The sequence below is a fragment of the Arthrobacter sp. D1-29 genome (genome assembly GCF_054130585.1).
Map to the genome: position 1 here is coordinate 255,607 of NZ_CP096383.1, position 17,204 is coordinate 272,810.

Annotated in this window: 14 protein-coding genes; 5 read left to right on the forward strand and 9 right to left on the reverse strand. The window is 65.1% G+C overall.

Features of this window, described 5'->3' with window-relative positions; all coding sequences use genetic code 11:
- Nucleotides 1-21 precede the first annotated feature (21 nt).
- A complete protein-coding gene (locus M1E17_RS01230; protein ID WP_457964876.1) occupies nucleotides 22-1,635 on the reverse strand; it encodes a PucR family transcriptional regulator in 1,614 nt (537 codons plus the stop codon).
- A gap of 308 nt (nucleotides 1,636-1,943) precedes the next feature.
- Here M1E17_RS01230 and M1E17_RS01235 point away from each other — a divergent pair, with 308 nt between their 5' ends.
- Together M1E17_RS01235 and M1E17_RS01240 are read left to right on the forward strand one after the other, a co-directional pair.
- Nucleotides 1,944-3,521: an amino acid permease gene (locus M1E17_RS01235; protein WP_457964878.1), complete on the forward strand. Its 1,578-nt coding sequence runs from the start codon at nucleotides 1,944-1,946 to the stop codon at nucleotides 3,519-3,521.
- 7 nt (nucleotides 3,522-3,528) lie between these two features.
- Nucleotides 3,529-6,366 carry an aminotransferase class I/II-fold pyridoxal phosphate-dependent enzyme gene (locus M1E17_RS01240; protein WP_457967929.1) on the forward strand — a complete coding sequence of 946 codons (2,838 nt, stop codon included), beginning with the start codon at nucleotides 3,529-3,531 and terminating at the stop codon, nucleotides 6,364-6,366.
- 8 nt (nucleotides 6,367-6,374) lie between these two features.
- On the opposite strand, the gene M1E17_RS01245 is transcribed toward M1E17_RS01240, so the two are convergent.
- The 3 genes from M1E17_RS01245 to M1E17_RS01255 form a co-directional block, all read right to left on the reverse strand.
- Entirely contained in the window at nucleotides 6,375-6,884 is a 510-nt protein-coding gene (locus M1E17_RS01245; RefSeq protein ID WP_457964879.1) for a LapA family protein, read from the reverse strand.
- 118 nt (nucleotides 6,885-7,002) lie between these two features.
- Entirely contained in the window at nucleotides 7,003-7,362 is a 360-nt protein-coding gene (locus M1E17_RS01250; protein WP_457964880.1) for a hypothetical protein, read from the reverse strand.
- A gap of 93 nt (nucleotides 7,363-7,455) precedes the next feature.
- The gene (locus M1E17_RS01255; RefSeq protein ID WP_457964882.1) at nucleotides 7,456-7,659 is read right to left on the reverse strand and encodes a hypothetical protein; all 204 of its coding nucleotides are present in this window, start codon (nucleotides 7,657-7,659) and stop codon (nucleotides 7,456-7,458) included.
- 160 nt (nucleotides 7,660-7,819) lie between these two features.
- On the opposite strand from M1E17_RS01255, the gene M1E17_RS01260 reads away from it, so the two are divergent.
- Nucleotides 7,820-8,350: an Lrp/AsnC family transcriptional regulator gene (locus M1E17_RS01260; protein ID WP_457964884.1), complete on the forward strand. Its 531-nt coding sequence runs from the start codon at nucleotides 7,820-7,822 to the stop codon at nucleotides 8,348-8,350.
- Here M1E17_RS01260 and M1E17_RS01265 read toward each other — a convergent pair.
- The 3 genes from M1E17_RS01265 to M1E17_RS01275 are packed head-to-tail and all read right to left on the reverse strand — an operon-like array spanning nucleotide 8,347 to nucleotide 11,542.
- Nucleotides 8,347-9,531 (reverse strand): ABC transporter permease, encoded by a 1,185-nt coding sequence (locus tag M1E17_RS01265; protein ID WP_457964885.1) that lies wholly within the window; start codon nucleotides 9,529-9,531, stop codon nucleotides 8,347-8,349. The two genes, M1E17_RS01260 and M1E17_RS01265, sit on opposite strands and share 4 nt — an antisense overlap.
- Entirely contained in the window at nucleotides 9,528-10,235 is a 708-nt protein-coding gene (locus M1E17_RS01270) for an ABC transporter ATP-binding protein (protein WP_457964887.1), read from the reverse strand. The genes M1E17_RS01265 and M1E17_RS01270 overlap by 4 nt, the downstream gene beginning before the upstream one ends.
- Nucleotides 10,236-10,237: 2 nt before the next feature.
- Nucleotides 10,238-11,542, reverse strand: coding sequence for a hypothetical protein (locus M1E17_RS01275; protein WP_457964889.1), 1,305 nt, complete (start codon nucleotides 11,540-11,542; stop codon nucleotides 10,238-10,240).
- 160 nt (nucleotides 11,543-11,702) lie between these two features.
- Between M1E17_RS01275 and M1E17_RS01280 the strand changes: the two genes are divergently transcribed.
- Entirely contained in the window at nucleotides 11,703-12,674 is a 972-nt protein-coding gene (locus M1E17_RS01280) for a glycoside hydrolase family 43 protein (protein WP_457964891.1), read from the forward strand.
- On the opposite strand, the gene M1E17_RS01285 is transcribed toward M1E17_RS01280, so the two are convergent.
- Together M1E17_RS01285 and M1E17_RS01290 are read right to left on the reverse strand one after the other, a co-directional pair.
- On the reverse strand, nucleotides 12,664-14,076 hold the full coding sequence (locus M1E17_RS01285; RefSeq protein WP_457964893.1) for an aldehyde dehydrogenase family protein: 1,413 nt from the start codon (nucleotides 14,074-14,076) through the stop codon (nucleotides 12,664-12,666). The two genes, M1E17_RS01280 and M1E17_RS01285, sit on opposite strands and share 11 nt — an antisense overlap.
- The gene (locus M1E17_RS01290; protein ID WP_457964894.1) at nucleotides 14,069-15,160 is read right to left on the reverse strand and encodes a homoserine dehydrogenase; all 1,092 of its coding nucleotides are present in this window, start codon (nucleotides 15,158-15,160) and stop codon (nucleotides 14,069-14,071) included. The genes M1E17_RS01285 and M1E17_RS01290 overlap by 8 nt, the downstream gene beginning before the upstream one ends.
- A gap of 294 nt (nucleotides 15,161-15,454) precedes the next feature.
- Here M1E17_RS01290 and M1E17_RS01295 point away from each other — a divergent pair, with 294 nt between their 5' ends.
- Entirely contained in the window at nucleotides 15,455-16,882 is a 1,428-nt protein-coding gene (locus M1E17_RS01295; RefSeq protein WP_457964896.1) for an amino acid permease, read from the forward strand.
- The last annotated feature ends 322 nt before the right edge of the window (nucleotides 16,883-17,204 follow it).

The window sequence follows — 17,204 nt, forward strand, 5'->3', positions numbered from 1 at the left end:
GTAGTTGGAAGCCGGTGCGGATCAGTGTTTTCCGGAACGGGTCCAGAGCCGGATCTGCAGGTGCGCCAGGAGCCGTTGGCCGGGATCCTGGAGGTCTATGCCCGAGACCTCGCAGGAACGGCGGAGGCGGTAGTGCACGGTGTTGCGGTGGATTCCCAGGTCTTCGGCGCAGCTGTTGACGTCGCCAAAGGACTCCAGGTAGGCGAGCAGCGTTGTGGCGAATTCCGGGTAGCGCCCGCAGAGTTCTGTGATGCCCTTGTGCCGGAGCTCCTGCCGGGATTGCACCAGGTCCAGCAGCTCATTGACCAGCACCGTGGTTTCCACGTCGCTGAACGAGGCCACCTTCAGCGACGGGTCCGTGCTGAGCACCGTCAGCACGTTCCGGACATGCTCCAGCGACGTGTGCAGCCGGTCCAGCCGGTCCACCACCGGACCGATGGCTGCCTGCACCTGCAGATCCAGGTGCGCGCCGGCGTCGCGCACAATAACGTTCACCAGCCTGCTGATGGCGGCCGGGGACTTCACAGGGTCCAGGTCCGGGAGGATGATGGCCGTCTCCAGTCCCAGCGAGCCCACCACCGCTCCGGGCCGGTACGCCGCCGCATGGATGGAGACCAGGTTGGCAAGCTCCCCCCGCTGGAGCTGGAGGCCGGGCGCCGACTGGTGCAGGCTTCCGGAGGAGACCAGCACCAGCGCGGCCGGCCGTGACGGGTCCAGCCCGGCGGACTGCGCCTGGGAGTGGATCTGGGCAGTGCCGCTGAGCAGGCTGGAAACCCGGTCCCGGCGCATGGACTGCGACTGTTCGTTGCGGTGCCGCACCAGCTCGATGGCGGCGTGCCGCGCGGAACCCACCATGATCCTGTCCGTGTTGGACGCGAGCTGTTCGGTTCCTTCCTGCAGCCAGATGTAACCCAGGATCCGGCGTCCGGCGAAGATGGCAATAGCCACCCTCTCGCGCAGCCCTTCCTCCTGATTGGCCGGGATATGGATCGGCACCTCGCCTGCCTGCAGGCGTTTGTACACGCCGGATTCCTTGAGCAGCTTCTGGTATCGCTCCGGCCCCCGGCGCGCCAAAATGGATAGCCGCCGGAGTTCGTCCACATCGTTGGAGGCCGGGGAATACGCCAGGACCCTGTTGGCTGTGTCCTCAATAACCACGTGCCCGCGGGTGAGGGTTGCCGTGGTCTGCGCGATGCCAAAGAGGTCCCGCTGCATGAGGGTGGATGTGTCGCCGGAGGGGAGCGATTCACGGATGCGGTCGACGGCGATGCCTTCGAGCTGGTCCCAGCGGGCCTCCGCGCCCACGGCGATGAGCCCCGTCCCGGTACCGTTCATGACCTCACCGACGGCAGCCAGATCCGACTCGGATCCCTTGATGGCAATGGCCACGGGACGGTCCGCAAGCAGGGTGCGCACTTTGGGCAGGGCAGCCCTGCCGCGGGCACCCACCAGGAATACCAGGCAACCGGGCTGGACGGCCGCCCCGTCCTCAGGATCGACAATCACCGTTTCACGAACCTGTTCGTTGTCCGCTTCCGGGGCCATCAACAGCCTGGCATTGTCGACGCCGATGTCCTCCAGGATGTCGCTCAGCGTGACCCGGACGGCGTCCCCGGCTTGCTCTTCAGGCCTCACGTCGTTGTTCAGACCCTTTCTGGTGCTTATCAAGTTTGATGCTGCCGTAGCCGGCGGCGATTGCCACAGCCATGTACCTTACTCGCGTTGGCGCCGGCCAAAATTGGCTCCCGGCACAATTGAGCCGCCCGGAAACTGTTGGCCATCCCAAAACAAAGCTAGTCCCGGAACCCTAAAGTTGGATACCGGCCCTGCCGGCAAAGACGCCCGGGCCTCAGCACGCACCTGATTTTCGCCGCCCCTTCCGCGGCCCAGGAGTCAAAGGAGACCCCTCGAATGACCTGCTTCACCAGCGCCCGGGAACAGCCATGAAAGCCCCGTCCGCAGGGAAACAACATGACACGCAACCGGAACCGGACAGCCAGACAAGCCCTGCGCGTCGGGGTACCGCCCAACTGGATCAGGCCGACGCCCTGGAGAACAGCCGGGAGCTGCTGGGGGACAGGGCAGCGGCAGCGCAGGACTTTTCCAGTGAAGAGGCCGGCTACCACAAGACCCTGACCCCGCGCCAGATCCAGATGATCGCCATCGGCGGCGCCATCGGCACCGGCCTTTTTATGGGCGCCGGCGGCAGGCTGAACGGCTCCGGCCCAGCCCTGGTGCTGGTGTACGCCGTGTGCGGCCTCTTCGCCTTCCTGATCCTGCGCGCGCTTGGCGAGCTGGTGCTGTACCGGCCGTCGTCGGGCTCCTTTGTTTCCTACGCCCGCGAGTTCTACGGCGAACGGATGGCACACACAGCCGGCTGGCTCTATTTCCTGAACTGGGCCATGACCTCCATTGTGGACGTCACCGCCGTCGCCCTGTACGTAAAGTTCTGGGCCCCCTACTGGGAGCCGGTGCGTGACATGCCACAGTGGGCCATCGCGCTGCTGGCCCTGGTGGTGGTCCTCGGCCTGAACCTTGTGTCCGTGAAGGTGTTTGGCGAGATGGAGTTCTGGTTCGCGCTGACAAAGGTGACGGCGCTGGTCCTTTTCCTCATTGTTGGTGTCTGCTTCATCGTCTTCGGCGGCAAGACGGACCTGGGAACGCCGGGGATCGGCATCATCCTGGAGAACGGCGGCGCCTTTCCCACCGGCGCGGTGGCTCCGCTGCTGGCCATCAGCGGCGTGGTCTTCGCCTATGCCGCGATCGAGCTCGTTGGCACGGCGGCAGGTGAAACCGCCCACCCTGAGAAGGTCATGCCCAAGGCGGTGAACACAGTGGTGGCCCGCATCGCCGTGTTCTACATCGGTTCGGTGCTGCTGCTCTCCCTGCTCCTTCCGTTCACTGCCTACAAGGCGGGGGAGTCCCCGTTTGTCACGTTCTTCTCGCACCTGGGCTCGCCGGAATCGGCGGCGGTTTCCGCGTCCGTGATGAACTTCGTGGTGCTCACGGCCGCCCTCTCCAGCCTCAACGCCGGGCTCTACTCCACCGGCCGTATCCTGCGGTCCATGGCCGTCAATGGATCCGCACCGGCTTTCACTGCCCGGATGAGCCGCAGCGGGGTGCCCTACGGCGGGATCCTGCTCACCGCCGTCGTCACCCTGCTGGGGGTTGGCCTCAACGCGCTGGTGCCGTCGCACGTGTTTGAAATCGTCCTGGAAATCTCTGCTGTGGGCATCATCGGCGGCTGGGCCACCATCATGCTCTGCCACATCAAGCTCCAGAAGTGGGTCCGGCAGGGCAAGGCCGTGCGCCCCTCCTTCAGGCTGTTCGGCGCACCCTATACGTCCTACCTGACGCTGGCATTCCTCGCCTTTGTGCTGGTCACCATGGCGTTTTCCGAAACCGGCCGCTGGGTCCTGCTGTCCTCGCTGGCCCTGGTCCCGCTGCTCAGCCTTGGCTGGTATGCGACGCGACGCCGCCGCGCCGAGGCTGCCCTGGCCGCCAGGACCCCGACGAACTAGCCCAGTGATGAATCGAAAACAGAACATCCCCACGAACAACGGAAAAAGCTTCATGACGTACGACGCCGTGTCCCCGGCCCTGCAGGTCCAGCCGGCACATGCGCCGGCACTTTCGCCCTCACAAGCAATGCCGTCCGCGTCCGCCCAGCGTGGGATCGGAACCCCCAGCCGGGCGTGGCGGATCCGGGCGGACTCATGGGAGTTCCTGGGTTATGCGCTCAGGCAGCTTGCCAACGGTTCCGGCAGCAACGGCCAATCCGGCCTGCTGGGCCAGATCAGGAGGGCCCTGGCGCTCCTGGAGTCGGTGGAGCCCTATTGGGCGTTCCCTGGACGCGCCAGTATGGACCGCCTGAATGGCTTCATCGCTGCCCGGCAGTACCAGGATGCGGTTGACCTGGTGGACGGCATCAGGGCCAGGATGGGACGGGCCAGGCCCACAGCGGAACAGCCCAATACGGGCCAGTCAGATGCTGCCGAACCCATCCATGACACGGACATGACTGCTGAGCGTCCGCGGTTTGAAGTGCTGGTGGTTGACGATATCCCGGCGCAGGACGCAGAGGCGCTCAGGAACGACATGCTGGCCCAGCGCCGTCCGGCCGACGCCTTCAGCTACGACGTCAATGTGGTCTCGTCCTACGAGGACGCGCTGGTGGCCTTGTTGCTCAACCCGGACATCCAGGCGTGTGTCCTGCGGCCGGGATTCGGCATCCGGGCTTCCCGGCCCCTCGGATCGGACCTGAAAAGGGTTGTCTCCCGCCACGTGGAGGATGACCTGGAACGGCTGCGTCCCATCGACAGGATCCTTCGGCTGGCTGAACGGATCGCCGAACTCCGTCCGGAGCTGGACGTCTACCTGGTGGCAGGGGTTGCCATCGAGGGCCTGGCCGGTTCGCTGACCCGGCGGTTCGCGCGGATCTTCAGGCGGGAGGACAGGCTGGACCTGCACCTGTCGCTGCTCGCCGGGGTGGCCGGACGCTATGAAACCCCCTTCTTCACGGCGCTCCAGGAATACAGCCGCCGGCCTGCCAGTGTCTTCCATGCCCTGCCGATATCCCGCGGCGGCTCGGTAGGGAACTCCCCATGGATCAGGGACATGGCTGACTTCTACGGCCAGAACCTGCTCCTGGCGGAAACCTCCGCGACATCCGGCGGCCTTGATTCGCTGCTGGATCCACATGGCTCCATCAAGAAGGCACAAACCTTGGCGGCGCGGGCTTTTGGGGCGGAGAAGACCTTCTTTGTCACCAACGGCACCTCCACGGCCAACAAGGTGGTGCACCAGGCCATCGTGGCGCCGGGGGACATCGTGCTGGTGGACCGGAACTGCCACAAGTCCCACCACTATGCCCTGATGCTCTCCGGTGCCCAGGTGGCCTACCTGGACGCTTACCCCCTGGACCAGTACTCGTTCTACGGGGCCGTGCCGCTGGAAAGCATCAAGAAGATGCTGCTGGACTACCGCCGCGCCGGCCGGCTGGACCGCGTCAAGATGATCACGCTGACCAACTGCACCTTCGACGGCATTGTCTACGATCCCGAACGGGTCATGGAGGAATGCCTCGCCATCAAGCCGGACCTGGTGTTCCTCTGGGATGAGGCCTGGTTCGCCTTCGCCGGGTTCCATCCGGTGTACCGCCGTCGGACGGCCATGGCGGCTGCCGCCAAGCTGGAGGGGCAATTCCGGGACCCCGGATTCAGCGTCCGGCACGCAAAGCAGGCGGCCGAGTTGCAGAACGCAGAAAGCGGCGGGCCGGAAGCGGACGACGCCTGGCTCCGGACCCGGCTCATCCCGGATCCGGCAAAAGCCAGGCTGCGGGTCTATGCCACCCAATCCACGCACAAGACCCTGACCTCGCTGCGCCAGGGGTCCATGATCCATGTGTTCGACCAGGACTTTGAACAGCTCAACGGCGAAGCCTTCCGTGAGGCCTACATGACGCATACGTCCACGTCGCCCAACTACCAGATCCTGGCGTCGCTGGACATCGGAAGGCGGCAGGCGGAGCTGGAAGGTTTTGCCCTGGTCCAGAAGCAGGCGGACCTCGCGGTGAGCATAGCCCAGGCGGTGGCGCGGAACCCGCTGCTGAAGAAGTACTTCCGGATCCTGGGCGCCCGGGATCTGGTGCCGGAGGAGTTCCGGGAGACGGACTGCTCCATGCCGCTGAGCCAGGGACTGTCCGCCTTTGACGACGCCTGGCGGCGGGACGAGTTTGTGGTGGACCCCAGCCGGCTCACGCTGGACATTGGCCTGACCGGAATCGACGGCGACACCTTCAAGCACGAGCACCTCATGGACAAGTACGGCATCCAGGTCAACAAGACCTCACGGAACAGCGTGCTGTTCATGACCAACATCGGCACGTCCCGCAGCGCGGTGGCTTACCTCGTGGAGGTGCTGGTGAAGCTGGCCGAATCCTTCGAAACGGAAAAACGGACGCTGGGGCCGCGGGGGCTCAGGGCATTGGAAGCCCGGATTTCCGCGCTCAGCAGCGCCCCGCCGGCGCTGCCTGATTTCAGCAGGTTCGCCCGCCGGTTCCGCGCTGATGCCACCTCCCCTGACGGCAATCTCCGGGCCGCCTACTTTGAGACGTACAAGGACGGAGCCACGGAGTACGTGGAACCTGCCGAGCTGGCCGCGAGGGTGGAGGCCGGGCAGGAGGTGGTGTCTGCCGGTTTTGTGACCCCCTACCCTCCGGGGTTTCCCATTCTGGTGCCGGGGCAGGTGATCACAGGCAACGCCCTGGCCTTTATGGCCGCACTGGACACCCGCGAGGTCCACGGGTTCGATCCCGCCCTCGGCTACCGGGTCTTCACTGAAGAATGGCTCACCTCGGCCGGCTAGCTGTACAGCTAGCGCCGGGTGCCGCTGCCCCGGGTCTCCTTGAGCCGGGCGCGGTGCGCGGTGGCCCTGAGCTGCAGGATCCTGGCCGCGCCGGCGATGGCCACCAGGACGCCGCCGGTGACGCTGGCAATGAACAGCGCCATGCCCAACGGGACAACTCCTTCCATCCCCAGATACCTGACGGCCACCTGGTCCTGGTTCTGCAGGATGAAGATAATCAGCAGGATCAGGAGCACCAGGGCGGCCACGACGGCGGCCCACACCATTCCGGCGCGGGTCACCCGTTGCGGGCCTGCTGAAGGCGCTGCCGGGGTGCCCGTGGCAGCCGGTGGAGCGGCGGGGGTGGCCGCTGCGGCGGGCACGGCTCCGCCGGCCGCTGCCTCCTGGGATGCGGAAGGACTGGCGGACGCGGGCGGACTCACGGGCCGGGGCTCCGCCACCGGCTGCCCCACATACTCCTCGCGGGGTTGCGGCCGACGCTCCGCGCCGCCCGCAGGCATGGACTGTCCTGTACTCATCTCGCCGCCTCTTTAGTAAGCATACTTACAGTTCCACCATAGTGGCCGTCCGGCGGTGGTGTATAGCCGGGGAAGTGGTCAGCGCTGCGGTGTAAAGCTGCGGTGTAAGGCGGGGGAGTCAGCTGTCGGCCAGCCGGCGGGCATGCTCCATCTCTGCCGCATTCAGATCGCCGGCCGCGCTGGCCTGCAGGACCCAGGCCGTCACCGCGCCGTCCGGACCGGCGATGGATCCAGCGCTGAGGGCTTCTTGCATCCGACGGCGGACATCGGCCAGCCGCTCCGGCTCGGTGGCGAAGATAATCTTCAGGCGCACCGTCCCGCCGGTGCGCTCGGCACTGGTGTGGTGTGCGGCAAGCGGGCAAGGCGGCTGGTGCTCAAAACTCCCGCAGAGCGCAAGCGTGATGGCGGCGCCCGGCGCACGGAGATCGGCGCCGGCATCCATCAGCAGGGTGGCATTCTGTGCATAGAGTCCGCGCATGGCCCCATTCTCCGCCATGCCACCGTCACGGCACAGCCGAAGGGCCCCGTTCATGAACGGGGCCCTCCTCGGACAGTGGGTCATGCCGGCTTGTCAGACCTTCTCAAAGTTGCGGTCAGCAGCAGGCTCCTGGACCTTTGGTGCCTTCCGGCGGGGAACGAATGCCCAGAACTTGAATTCAGGCTCCGTCAGGTCCGGCTCTGAACGGGCCGGCGGCGTGTCCTGCTTTTTCTCTGGTTCGCGTTCGGTTTCCTTGCGGATGCCCCACCCGAAGTCCTTACTCGATGAATAGCACATCACAACCTCCTTATAGTGATTGCCCTTTAATCGTCCTCCGTTACAGCCTCTGAGTCGACACCTCGGCCGTATCATGTAAGTCGTGACTGCCGCGGGCCACAGGCTTTTCGCCTTGGCTGGCCAGCCGTTGCGGTCACGGCAGCGGCGATGGAAGGCAAGTATGGAGTCCAGCGGTCTCGATCATATTGACGAGGCGATCCTTGCCGAGCTCACCAGGAACGCCAGGATTCCCCATGCTGAGCTCGCCCAGCGCGTGATGCTGTCCCGGAACGCCGTGCGCCAGAGGATCACCCGGATGGAGCGCCGAGGGCATATTGAGGGCTACACCATTATTGCCGGCAGCCCGGGCCAGCGGATGGTGTCCGCCATGCTGCTGGTGTACCGCAAGGACCGGATGCGCGGTTCCGATGTGCTGGCGGCGCTTCGGACCATTCCCGAAGTGGTCCTCTGCGATGTGCTCAGCGGCGACTTCGATCTTCTGGTGCGCCTGGAAGCCCGCTCCCTGGAGCGGATCCAGGCCATCTGGGAACAGATCGCAGGCCTCCCCGGAGTACGTGACACCGTGACGGCGCTGACCCTCTCCACCGTCATCCGGCGCTCGGCCTCCGGCCAAGACGACAGTCAGAACAACAGCCAAGACGACAGTCAGAACAACAGCCAGGACCACGGGGACCGTCCGGCGGAAAGCTAGAAGCGGATGGCGTCAATGACCTTGATCCGCACGGCCACCAGGGCGGGAATGGCGCCGGCCAGGGCGCCCACCAGCACGGCGGAGCCCAGCCCAAGCATCGCGGCCTCAACCGGAAACCCCGGGTACTCCGTCAGTCCGGGCGCGATGTTGGCCTGGATCCATGGGTGCTTCACCACCGCCACGGACAGCATGACGCCAACGATTCCCGCTACAGCAGTGGCCACCACGGATTCCATCATGACGCCGAGGAAAATCCGCTGCGATGTGGCGCCAAAACTGCGGCGGATGCCAATTTCCCGTACCCGGTACCGCACCGTCACCATGGAAATGTTCAGCATGCCCACCGCCCCCAGGAGGAGGACCAGCCCGGCGATGCCGCCGACGGCAAGCTGGACAGTCGCGAACGGATCACCGTTGCTGGCGTAGTCCGTCCGGTCAACCTGCACCTGCATGCCGGGAAACTGCCGCTGCAGGTCGGAGGCAATAGCAAATTTGAGCGCTTCAGCCTGGTCGTCGCCCACCCAGAGTTTGAACTGCCCGAACCCTCCCGGGGAGATATCCGCACGCTCCGCTGCCCCGGTCAGCATAAAGGCCGACGGCGGTGCCTGCGGGAACTGGTCGGGAACCACCCCGATGATCACCGCCGTCGTTTCCTGCGTTCCGAGCAGCTGGACTTTTGGATCCGTGGTCAGGTTTGGCCGGCCTGCGGCGTTATAGAAGCCCTCTGAGACAACCAGTGCCGGAGCAAGCCGGTTTTCGTCGTCGGCGGCGAACCATCCGCCCTGGCGGACGTCCAGGCGGTGGATCATGCCGTAACCGGGATCCACGAGCTGGAGGTTCAGCTGCTGCACGCCGTACGGGGACTGGAAGGAATGCTGTGCCTGTTCTGAATGTGAGTAGTAAGTGATCCCATAGCGGTCGATCACGCCTTGGTAGGCGTCCTCGAGTTTCTGCTGATCCGGCTGCGTTGGCCCGAAGACGCCGATGCCGAGGGTGGCCGCACGCCCGCCGTACTGTTCTGAGCTTGCCTTGAAACCTTCGCGCGCCAGGTTCCCTAAGCCGACGACGGAGGTCAGGGCGGCCACGGAAAGTGCCACCCCCACCAGCGCCAGCAGAATCCGGGTCTTGTTGATCCTCAGTTCCTGCCAGGCTTCCAGGAGGGCGGAAATGATGCCGGTCATGCGCTCACTCCCGCCGGGACGTCCGCAGCGGACAGGACACCTGTCTCAAGCCGGTAACAGGCCCGGGCGAGGGAGGCCACGTTGACGTCGTGCGTGATGGTGACAAGTGCGGCGCCGGATTCTGTTGCCACAGTGTCCAGCAGCGCCATCACGGCCTGTCCGGTATCCACATCGAGGGCGCCCGTAGGCTCGTCCGCCAGGATCAGGCGGGGGCGGCGGACCAGCGCGCGCGCAATGGCCACCCGTTGCTGTTCGCCGCCGGAGAGCATGTTGGGCAGCGTCTGCGCCCGGTGGGCCAGGCCAACCCGGTCCAGGATGTCCATCGCTATCTCCCGGCGCCGCCAAAATTGGGCACCGCGGGCATACAGGAGCGGTGTGATGACGTTGTCCAGTGCGGTGCGGCCGGGCAGCAGGTTGAACTGCTGGAACACAAATCCCACGGCCTCCCCGCGGAGCCTTGCCCTGGCACCGCCTTTCAGTTGCTGCACGGGTGTTCCCATGAAGCTCAGTTCCCCGCTGGTAGGCAGGTCCAAAAGACCGAGCAGGTTCAGCAGGGTGGACTTGCCGCACCCGGACCGTCCCACCACTGCTGTGTGGTCGCCGCTGTGGACGGCGAGGTCAACGCCCCGAAGAATATGGAGTTCCTGGTCATCAGGCAGCAGGACTGTCCGGGTGACGCCTTTGAGGGCTACAAGTTCCTCCACCGTCAGCCGCCCATCGGCATGCCGGGTCCGCCAAACTGCGGTCCGGTGGGCGCTTGGGCGAGTGCGCCGGGAATGAACTCAAGGACTGCCTCGCCCTCAGCCAGGCCCGAGACCACCTCCACCACGGAACCATCGTTGAGGCCCAGCTGGACCTTGCGCTGCTCGGGCTCAGCCACAGGACCACCAGCCACAGGACCACCAGGTGGAGGTCCGCCCACAGGAGCTCCAGCAGCAGTTCCCCCGGCGGGGGCATCTCCGGCCGCTGCCGTGCCGGCAGGCCCGCCGGCTCCGGGGACGCCCGCCGGGGGTGCCATGCCATCCCCTGCTATCCAGACGATGCCTTCCTTGACGCTGCCCTCCACAGCCGTGAGCGGCACGGTGAGGACGTTGACGGCTTCGCCGGCGGTGACGGTCATGGTGGCGCCAAGTCCCGCAAAAACCTCAACGTTGGTGGGGACGGCACAGCTTAATGTCCCGGTGGGCGAGCCGCCCTGGTCCAGCGCCCCGCCGGCAGAACCGGGACCCGCGACGGCCATGGGAACCGCGACGGCTATAGGAACCGAGCGGCTGACGCCGCCGCCCGCACCGCCGCCGCCCATACCGCCGCTGACCGAAGCGTCCGCGGCTCCACTGGCCACACTCTTCAGGTCCACAGTCGGGCAGGTGAAGGGAGCGGGGCCACCCACCAGCGAGATTTGTGCCGACCCCGGCTTGGCCAGGAGCCGGTACTGCTGGGCAGCGTTCACAGAGCCGCTGACAGTGTAGGTTCCGGGGTCAATCGTTCCGGCAGCCTGTCCTACACTGACCTGCTGGTCGATCAGGACGTCCAGGGTCTTAAGCGTCCCGCCTGCAGGCGCCAGCACATCGGTATAGGTGTAGGTGGGGAGGGCTGCAGTGCGGGCTGCCGGCTGGCTTTCGGACCCCTTCACTCCTGAGCCTGTTGTCCCTTCGGTGCCGGCTTCATTGCCCGTCCGCGCAGGCTGAACCTCGCTCCGGACCTGGTACAGGGGATCGCCGGATACCACCTTCACGCCTGGCTCCAGGAAGATGTGCGTCACCACTCCGGCAGCTGTGTTCCGCACGCCAACTGCCGCATCATTCTGGACAGTTGCCTTGATCTCCACCTTGTTGGTGACCGTCGTCCGGACTGCCTGCACCACAGGAACGGCCACTTGGGCGCCTGGGCCAGCCATGGCAGGTTCCGGTTCCATACCGTCCACGAAGGCGATTTTGACCAACGCCACCGCAATAACCGCGAACACTGCCAGCCACGCTGCCGGCAACACAATACGCCTGAAAACTCTCATTCCTGCCCCCATCAGTACTTTCCCCGGAGCACCTCTCCCCGAGATGCATACTCAGCATATAGTCAGCCGGTTCCAGAACGGGACATATCTCACAGTTGACTGGCCAAGGAGGGTTGGCCGATGATTATCTACAACGATGTAAATCCGCTGAAAGGTCGTCATGCCCCGCCTCGAAACCGCTGCCGGCCCGATCAGCCCGACCAGCCCGATCAGCTCCGACAACACAGAACCGGGGCTTCCGGATCCCTTCATCCTGCAGCGGGCCGACCCCTGGATGATCAGGCATCAGGGCCGCTACTATGTCACGGCCTCGGTCCCGGAGTACGACCGCCTGGTGCTTCGGCAGGCGTCGACCATTGCGGGTCTTGGTTCTGCAGCTGAAACGACCATTTGGCAGCGGCCCGAATCGGGGCCGCTCGGCGGCCATATCTGGGCGCCGGAACTGCACCACTTCGACGGCGGGTGGCACCTGTATTTCGCCGCCGGCGACAGCGACGATCCCTTCAGGATCCGCATGTACGTGATGTCCAATCCGGAGCCGGACCCTTCGGCCCCGGCCTGGAGTCCGCCGGTGCGCATCCACACCCACAAAGAGAGCTTCTCGCTGGACGCCACCACCTTTGAGCACGGCGGCACGAGGTTTCTTGTGTGGGCGCAGATGGACCCTGATTCCAGCTTGTTCATCGCTCCTCTGTCCTCACCTTCAACCCTGGCCGGCCCTCCCGTGCGCATCGCCGATCCCACGCTGGGCTGGGAGACAGTCGGCCACCGGGTGAATGAGGGTCCGGCAGTCATCAAGCGCAACGGGCGGATTTTTTTGACCTTCTCCGCCAGCGCCACCGACGCGAACTACTGTATGGGCCTGCTGACGGCGGACGACGATGCCGACCTGCTGGATCCGTCGTCCTGGACCAAGGATCCGCTTCCGTGGATGGCATCGTCGGACCGCTTGGGGGAGTTCGGGCCCGGGCACAACTCCTTCACGGTGGACGAGGCCGGAAACGATCTGATTGTTTACCATTCCCGTTCCTACCGCGACGTTATGGGAGATCCGCTCCGGGACCCGAACCGCCACACCCGGATCAGGCGCATCCACTGGTCTGCCGGCGGCCGGCCGTCCGTCAGTTGCTGATGCAGACGACTTTTGGCTGGGTCATCTCCTCGTAGGCGAAGCGCACACCCTCCCTGCCCATGCTGCCGTACTTGGATCCGCCGAAGGGCATGGCATCAAACCGGTAGTCCGACGAGTCATTGATCATCACCCCGCCCGCTTCCAGCCGCCTGGCAGCTTCCATGGCAGAGGCCAGGGATGCGGTGAAGATGCCGGCGTGCAGGCTGAACTCAATGGAGTTGGCCAGCTCAATGGCGTCGTCGAAGCCCGTGAACGGCTGGAGCATGACCACCGGGGCGAAGACCTCCTCGCGCCAGAGCCTGCCGTTGAGCGGAACGTTTTCCAGGACGGTGGGCTCAAGGACGTTCCCGGAACTGGAACCCCCCGTCAAAAGGGTGGCGCCGGCGTCGAGCGCTTCACTGATCTTCGCTGTTGCCTCGCCAACGGCAGCCGCGGTGATCATCGGGCCCACATCGGTGCCCTCCGCCGCCGGGTCACCGGCCACCAGGGCTGCCGTGGCGGCCAGGAAACGGCTCCTGAATTCGGGAAGGACGCTCTCGTCCACCAGGATCCGCTGGACGCCCACGCAGTTCTGGCCTGCGGCCCAGAAGGCCCCGGAAACGCAGGCTTCCACTGCTGCCGCAATATCGGCGTTGGCCAGTACCAGGTTGGGGGCGTTGCCGCCCAGGTCCATGGACAGCTTCTTGAGGCCGGCTTCCCGCGCGATGGATTCCCCGGTGGAAAAGCCGCCGGTAAAGGACACCATCCTGACGTCCCGTGAACGGACGACGGCGGCAGCCAGTTCGCGCCCGCCGTGCACCACCGTGATGGCCTCAGGTGGCAGCCCTGATTCCCGCAGGGCGTCCACCAGCAGCTGCGCGGACAGCGGAGTCAAGGCCGAGGGCTTCAGGATGACGGCGTTTCCGCCGGCAATGGCGGGGCCGATCTTGTGCGCCACCAGGTTGAGTGGATCGTTGAACGGCGTAATGGCCGCCACGATGCCCAGCGGTTCCCGGCTGAACCAACCCGTCCGGTTCTCCGATCCGCGGTAGGCGTCAAACGGGATGACTTCCCCGGCGTTGCTCTTTGCCTCGGCTGCGGAGAGGGAGAGGGTGTTGATGGCGCGGACCACTTCCTTGCGCGCCTGGCGGATGGTCTTGCCCGCTTCGGCCGTGATGGTCCGCGCGAACTCGTCGCTGCGCAGTTCCAGGAGCCGGGCGGCGCCCGAGAGGATGTCGGCGCGATCGCTGCGGGACAGGGCAGCGGCCAGCTTGGCGCCTTCCCGTGCTGTGGCCAGGACAGCGTCGATGGATGCGGCAGCGGTGATGGGCACCCGGCCCACGCACCCGCCGTCGTACGGACTGAAAACCTCAGCGTATTCCGGAGCCGCCACGGCGGTCAACGGATCAGCGAGCTTATGCATGTGCGGCCTCGCTCTGTGCCGGCGCCACAGCTGGAGCCTCTGCCTGGGCGGACGAACTGTTCCTGGCGTGGATGGCGATGATGTCCGACAGCAGCGCGTAGGCAGTTTCCATCCTGCCGGCCCCGGGGCCGGACACCGTCACCTGGCCCAGAAGGTCGGTACTGAAGGCCACGGCGTTGGTGGCGCCGGAAACTCCGGCCAGTCCATGCTCAAGGGGCAGGGCCTGCGGGGCGACGCCGGCTGTTACCGAACCGTCCGGATTCCGCTGCGCTGATCCCACCAGTTTCCAGCGCTTGCCTTCGAGTGAGGCCTGCCTAACGTCCTGCACCGTCACCGAGGAGATGCCTTCGCGGCTGATATCAGCGAGTTCAAGGTCGGCACCCAGCAGTTCGTTGGCCAGGATCAGCACTTTGAGCTGGACGTCGTAACCGTCGATGTCCGCGCTGGGGTTTGCCTCCGCGTAGCCAAGATCCTGGGCTTCACGCACCGCCTCCTGGAGGCTGAGGCCGGATTCCATCCTCCCCAGGACGTAGTTGCTGGTGCCGTTCATGATCCCCTCGAAGCCGCCCAGCCGTAGGCCGCCGAACATCTGCTTCGCCAGCCGGATGACCGGAGTGCCGCTCATAACGGAACCTTCGAACTCGAAAGCGACGCCGTGCTCCGCAGCGAGGGCTGCAAGCTCCCGTCCGCGCAGAGCCACCGGCCCCTTATTGGTGGTGCAGACGCTCTTGCCCGCTTCGATGGCCCAGCGGACGTGCGAAACCGCCGGTTCGCCGTCGTCCGGGTTAGTGAAGGTTGCCTCCACAACAATGTCCGCCGGGCAGTTGCGGATGACTGCCTCGTTGTCCGTCTCGGCAGACCCGCCGAACTGTTCAAAGGTGGCCCCGGGTCCGAGGGCGAGGACGGCGGCGAGGTCAATTCCGCCGGCGTCCACCAGTGAGCCGAGACGGAGATCCGTGATGGCCGTGACGCGCAGGCCGAATCCCAGTTCGGCCTGCAGCTGTGATCCGCGGGACTCGATCAGTTCAGCCAGGGTGCGGTTCACGCCGCCGAAACCGATGAGCGCGAGGTTGTAGGTGGTCATGGATTCCTCTTTCAGGAGTGCTGTGGTGGGACTTCAATCGTGTCCCGGCAGCCTGTCCGTTCAGCCATGTGATTCCGCCCTAACTGCTGCGCAAAGTGACCATGTGACGGGCGAATTGACCTGGCGTGCAATATAAGCATTTTTAGATGTTCTTGATGACTACGGATGCTGATTTGTGTTACTTTCATCACCTCTTGCGACGCCGACGGCCAAGTCCTTCCAGTCTCGTCACCGCATCAAACGCAAGGGCCATGTGCAGCAGATTGCTGCATCCTCACCATCCCGGGAGACCTCATGTCACTCTCTTCACCTACCGAACTGGGAACAACCGCCCCGGCCGCGGAACCGGCCACCGGCCTCCGCCGGTCCATGGGCTCACGCCACCTGGTCATGATCGCCATGGGGGGCGTCATTGGCTCGGGCCTGTTCCTCAGCTCCGGATACACCATCTCGCAGGCGGGCCCGCTGGGCGCCGTCCTGGCTTACCTTGTGGGCGCCTTTGTGGTCTATCTGGTGATGGCCTGCCTCGGCGAGCTTGCCATCGCCTACCCGGTATCCGGCGCCTTCCACATCTATGCTGCCCGCTCCATCGGCCCGGCCACGGGCTTTACCACCGCCTGGCTCTACTGGCTGTGCTGGGCCGTGGCCATCGGATCAGAATTCACGGCCTCGGGGCTGCTGATGCAGCGCTGGTTCCCCGGGGTGGATGTGTGGGTCTGGTGCGTCGTTTTCGCGCTGATACTCTTCTCGCTCAATGCCATCTCCTCAAGGGTCTTTGGCGAATCCGAATTCTGGTTCTCCATCATCAAGGTGGGGGCCATCGTTGTCCTGATTGTGTTGGGCGGCGCTGCCCTGTTTGGCTTCCATCCCCTCGCCGGCGGCGACCATCCAGTACTGTTCAGCAACTTCGCCACGTCCGCCGGCCTCTTCCCCAACGGCTTCACCGGCGTCCTGGTCACCGCCCTCGCCGTGTTCTACGCGTTCTCCGGGTCTGAACTCATCGGTGTAGCCGCCGGCGAGACAGCTGATCCGGAAAAGAACATCCCCAAGGCCATGCGGACCACCGTCATCCGGCTGCTGATCTTCTTTGTCGGCGCCATCGCCGTTATCGCGGCCACCATTCCCTACGACGAGGTAGGCCTGGACGAAAGCCCGTTCGTCACGGTCTTTTCCGCCATTGGCATCCCCTTCGCCGCGGACATCATGAACTTTGTGATCATCACGGCGCTGCTGTCCGCGGGCAACAGCGGACTCTTCTCCTGCGCCAGGATGCTCTTCTCCCTCGCCGAAGAGGGACATGCGCCCAAGGCGTTCCGGAAGCTGACCAAGCGGGGCATCCCTCTGCTGGCACTCAGCGTCAGCATGGTGGGTGGGCTTGCCTCGCTGATCTGCAGCGTAGTGGCACCCGAAACCGTCTACCTGGCGCTGGTGTCAGTGGCAGGGTTTGCCGTGGTGGGAGTCTGGATGTCAATTACTGCATCCCACTTCTTCCACCGGCGTGCATTCGTCAAGGCCGGCGGCGATGTGGCCGCCCTGGCCTACAAGGCGCCGTTTTTTCCGCTGGTGCCCGTTCTTGCCTTTACCCTGTGCCTCGTCTCGCTGGTGGGCATCGCGTTTGATCCAAACCAGGTGGCTGCGCTGTACTTCGGGGTTCCCTTTGTGGCCGGATGCTACCTGTTCTTCCACTTCAAGTACGGGCGTTCACGGACGGCCCGGCGCTAAGCCGCCTCCGTGCCTCTACTGCCGGGCGATGTCATCCGCTTCCTGCGGCCCGTGGAACTCACAAGGACCATGGTGCCGCAGGGGGAGGAGGCATGTCCGCCCGGTGGCCAGGTGGACGTTGGCGCACCGCCCTGCCCGTGCCACATCTTCACGGACATTCGTATTGCTCAGATCTGTCCGAAACACCCCTGGGCCTGTATTTGCCCTGCGCGAGGGTTCGCCCTGTGAAGACCAGGGGGATGCGGCGGATGGATGCTCAGCTGTCACTGGGGCTCCTCTTTGAGCGTTTGCTTTCGATGGATGCTTTTCTCATGGCATACAG

What these genes read in the sequence shown, in the direction of transcription:
- M1E17_RS01240 (WP_457967929.1), top strand. Translation starts at nt 3,529, where the DNA reads ATGAATCGAAAACAGAACATCCCCACGAACAACGGAAAAAGCTTCATG.
- M1E17_RS01290 (WP_457964894.1), bottom strand. Translation starts at nt 15,160, where the DNA reads ATGACCACCTACAACCTCGCGCTCATCGGTTTCGGCGGCGTGAACCGC.
- M1E17_RS01295 (WP_457964896.1), top strand. Translation starts at nt 15,455, where the DNA reads ATGTCACTCTCTTCACCTACCGAACTGGGAACAACCGCCCCGGCCGCG.
- M1E17_RS01260 (WP_457964884.1), top strand. Translation starts at nt 7,820, where the DNA reads ATGGAGTCCAGCGGTCTCGATCATATTGACGAGGCGATCCTTGCCGAG.
- M1E17_RS01280 (WP_457964891.1), top strand. Translation starts at nt 11,703, where the DNA reads ATGCCCCGCCTCGAAACCGCTGCCGGCCCGATCAGCCCGACCAGCCCG.
- M1E17_RS01285 (WP_457964893.1), bottom strand. Translation starts at nt 14,076, where the DNA reads ATGCATAAGCTCGCTGATCCGTTGACCGCCGTGGCGGCTCCGGAATAC.
- M1E17_RS01235 (WP_457964878.1), top strand. Translation starts at nt 1,944, where the DNA reads ATGAAAGCCCCGTCCGCAGGGAAACAACATGACACGCAACCGGAACCG.
- M1E17_RS01275 (WP_457964889.1), bottom strand. Translation starts at nt 11,542, where the DNA reads ATGAGAGTTTTCAGGCGTATTGTGTTGCCGGCAGCGTGGCTGGCAGTG.
- M1E17_RS01265 (WP_457964885.1), bottom strand. Translation starts at nt 9,531, where the DNA reads ATGACCGGCATCATTTCCGCCCTCCTGGAAGCCTGGCAGGAACTGAGG.
- M1E17_RS01245 (WP_457964879.1), bottom strand. Translation starts at nt 6,884, where the DNA reads ATGAGTACAGGACAGTCCATGCCTGCGGGCGGCGCGGAGCGTCGGCCG.
- M1E17_RS01255 (WP_457964882.1), bottom strand. Translation starts at nt 7,659, where the DNA reads ATGTGCTATTCATCGAGTAAGGACTTCGGGTGGGGCATCCGCAAGGAA.
- M1E17_RS01250 (WP_457964880.1), bottom strand. Translation starts at nt 7,362, where the DNA reads ATGCGCGGACTCTATGCACAGAATGCCACCCTGCTGATGGATGCCGGC.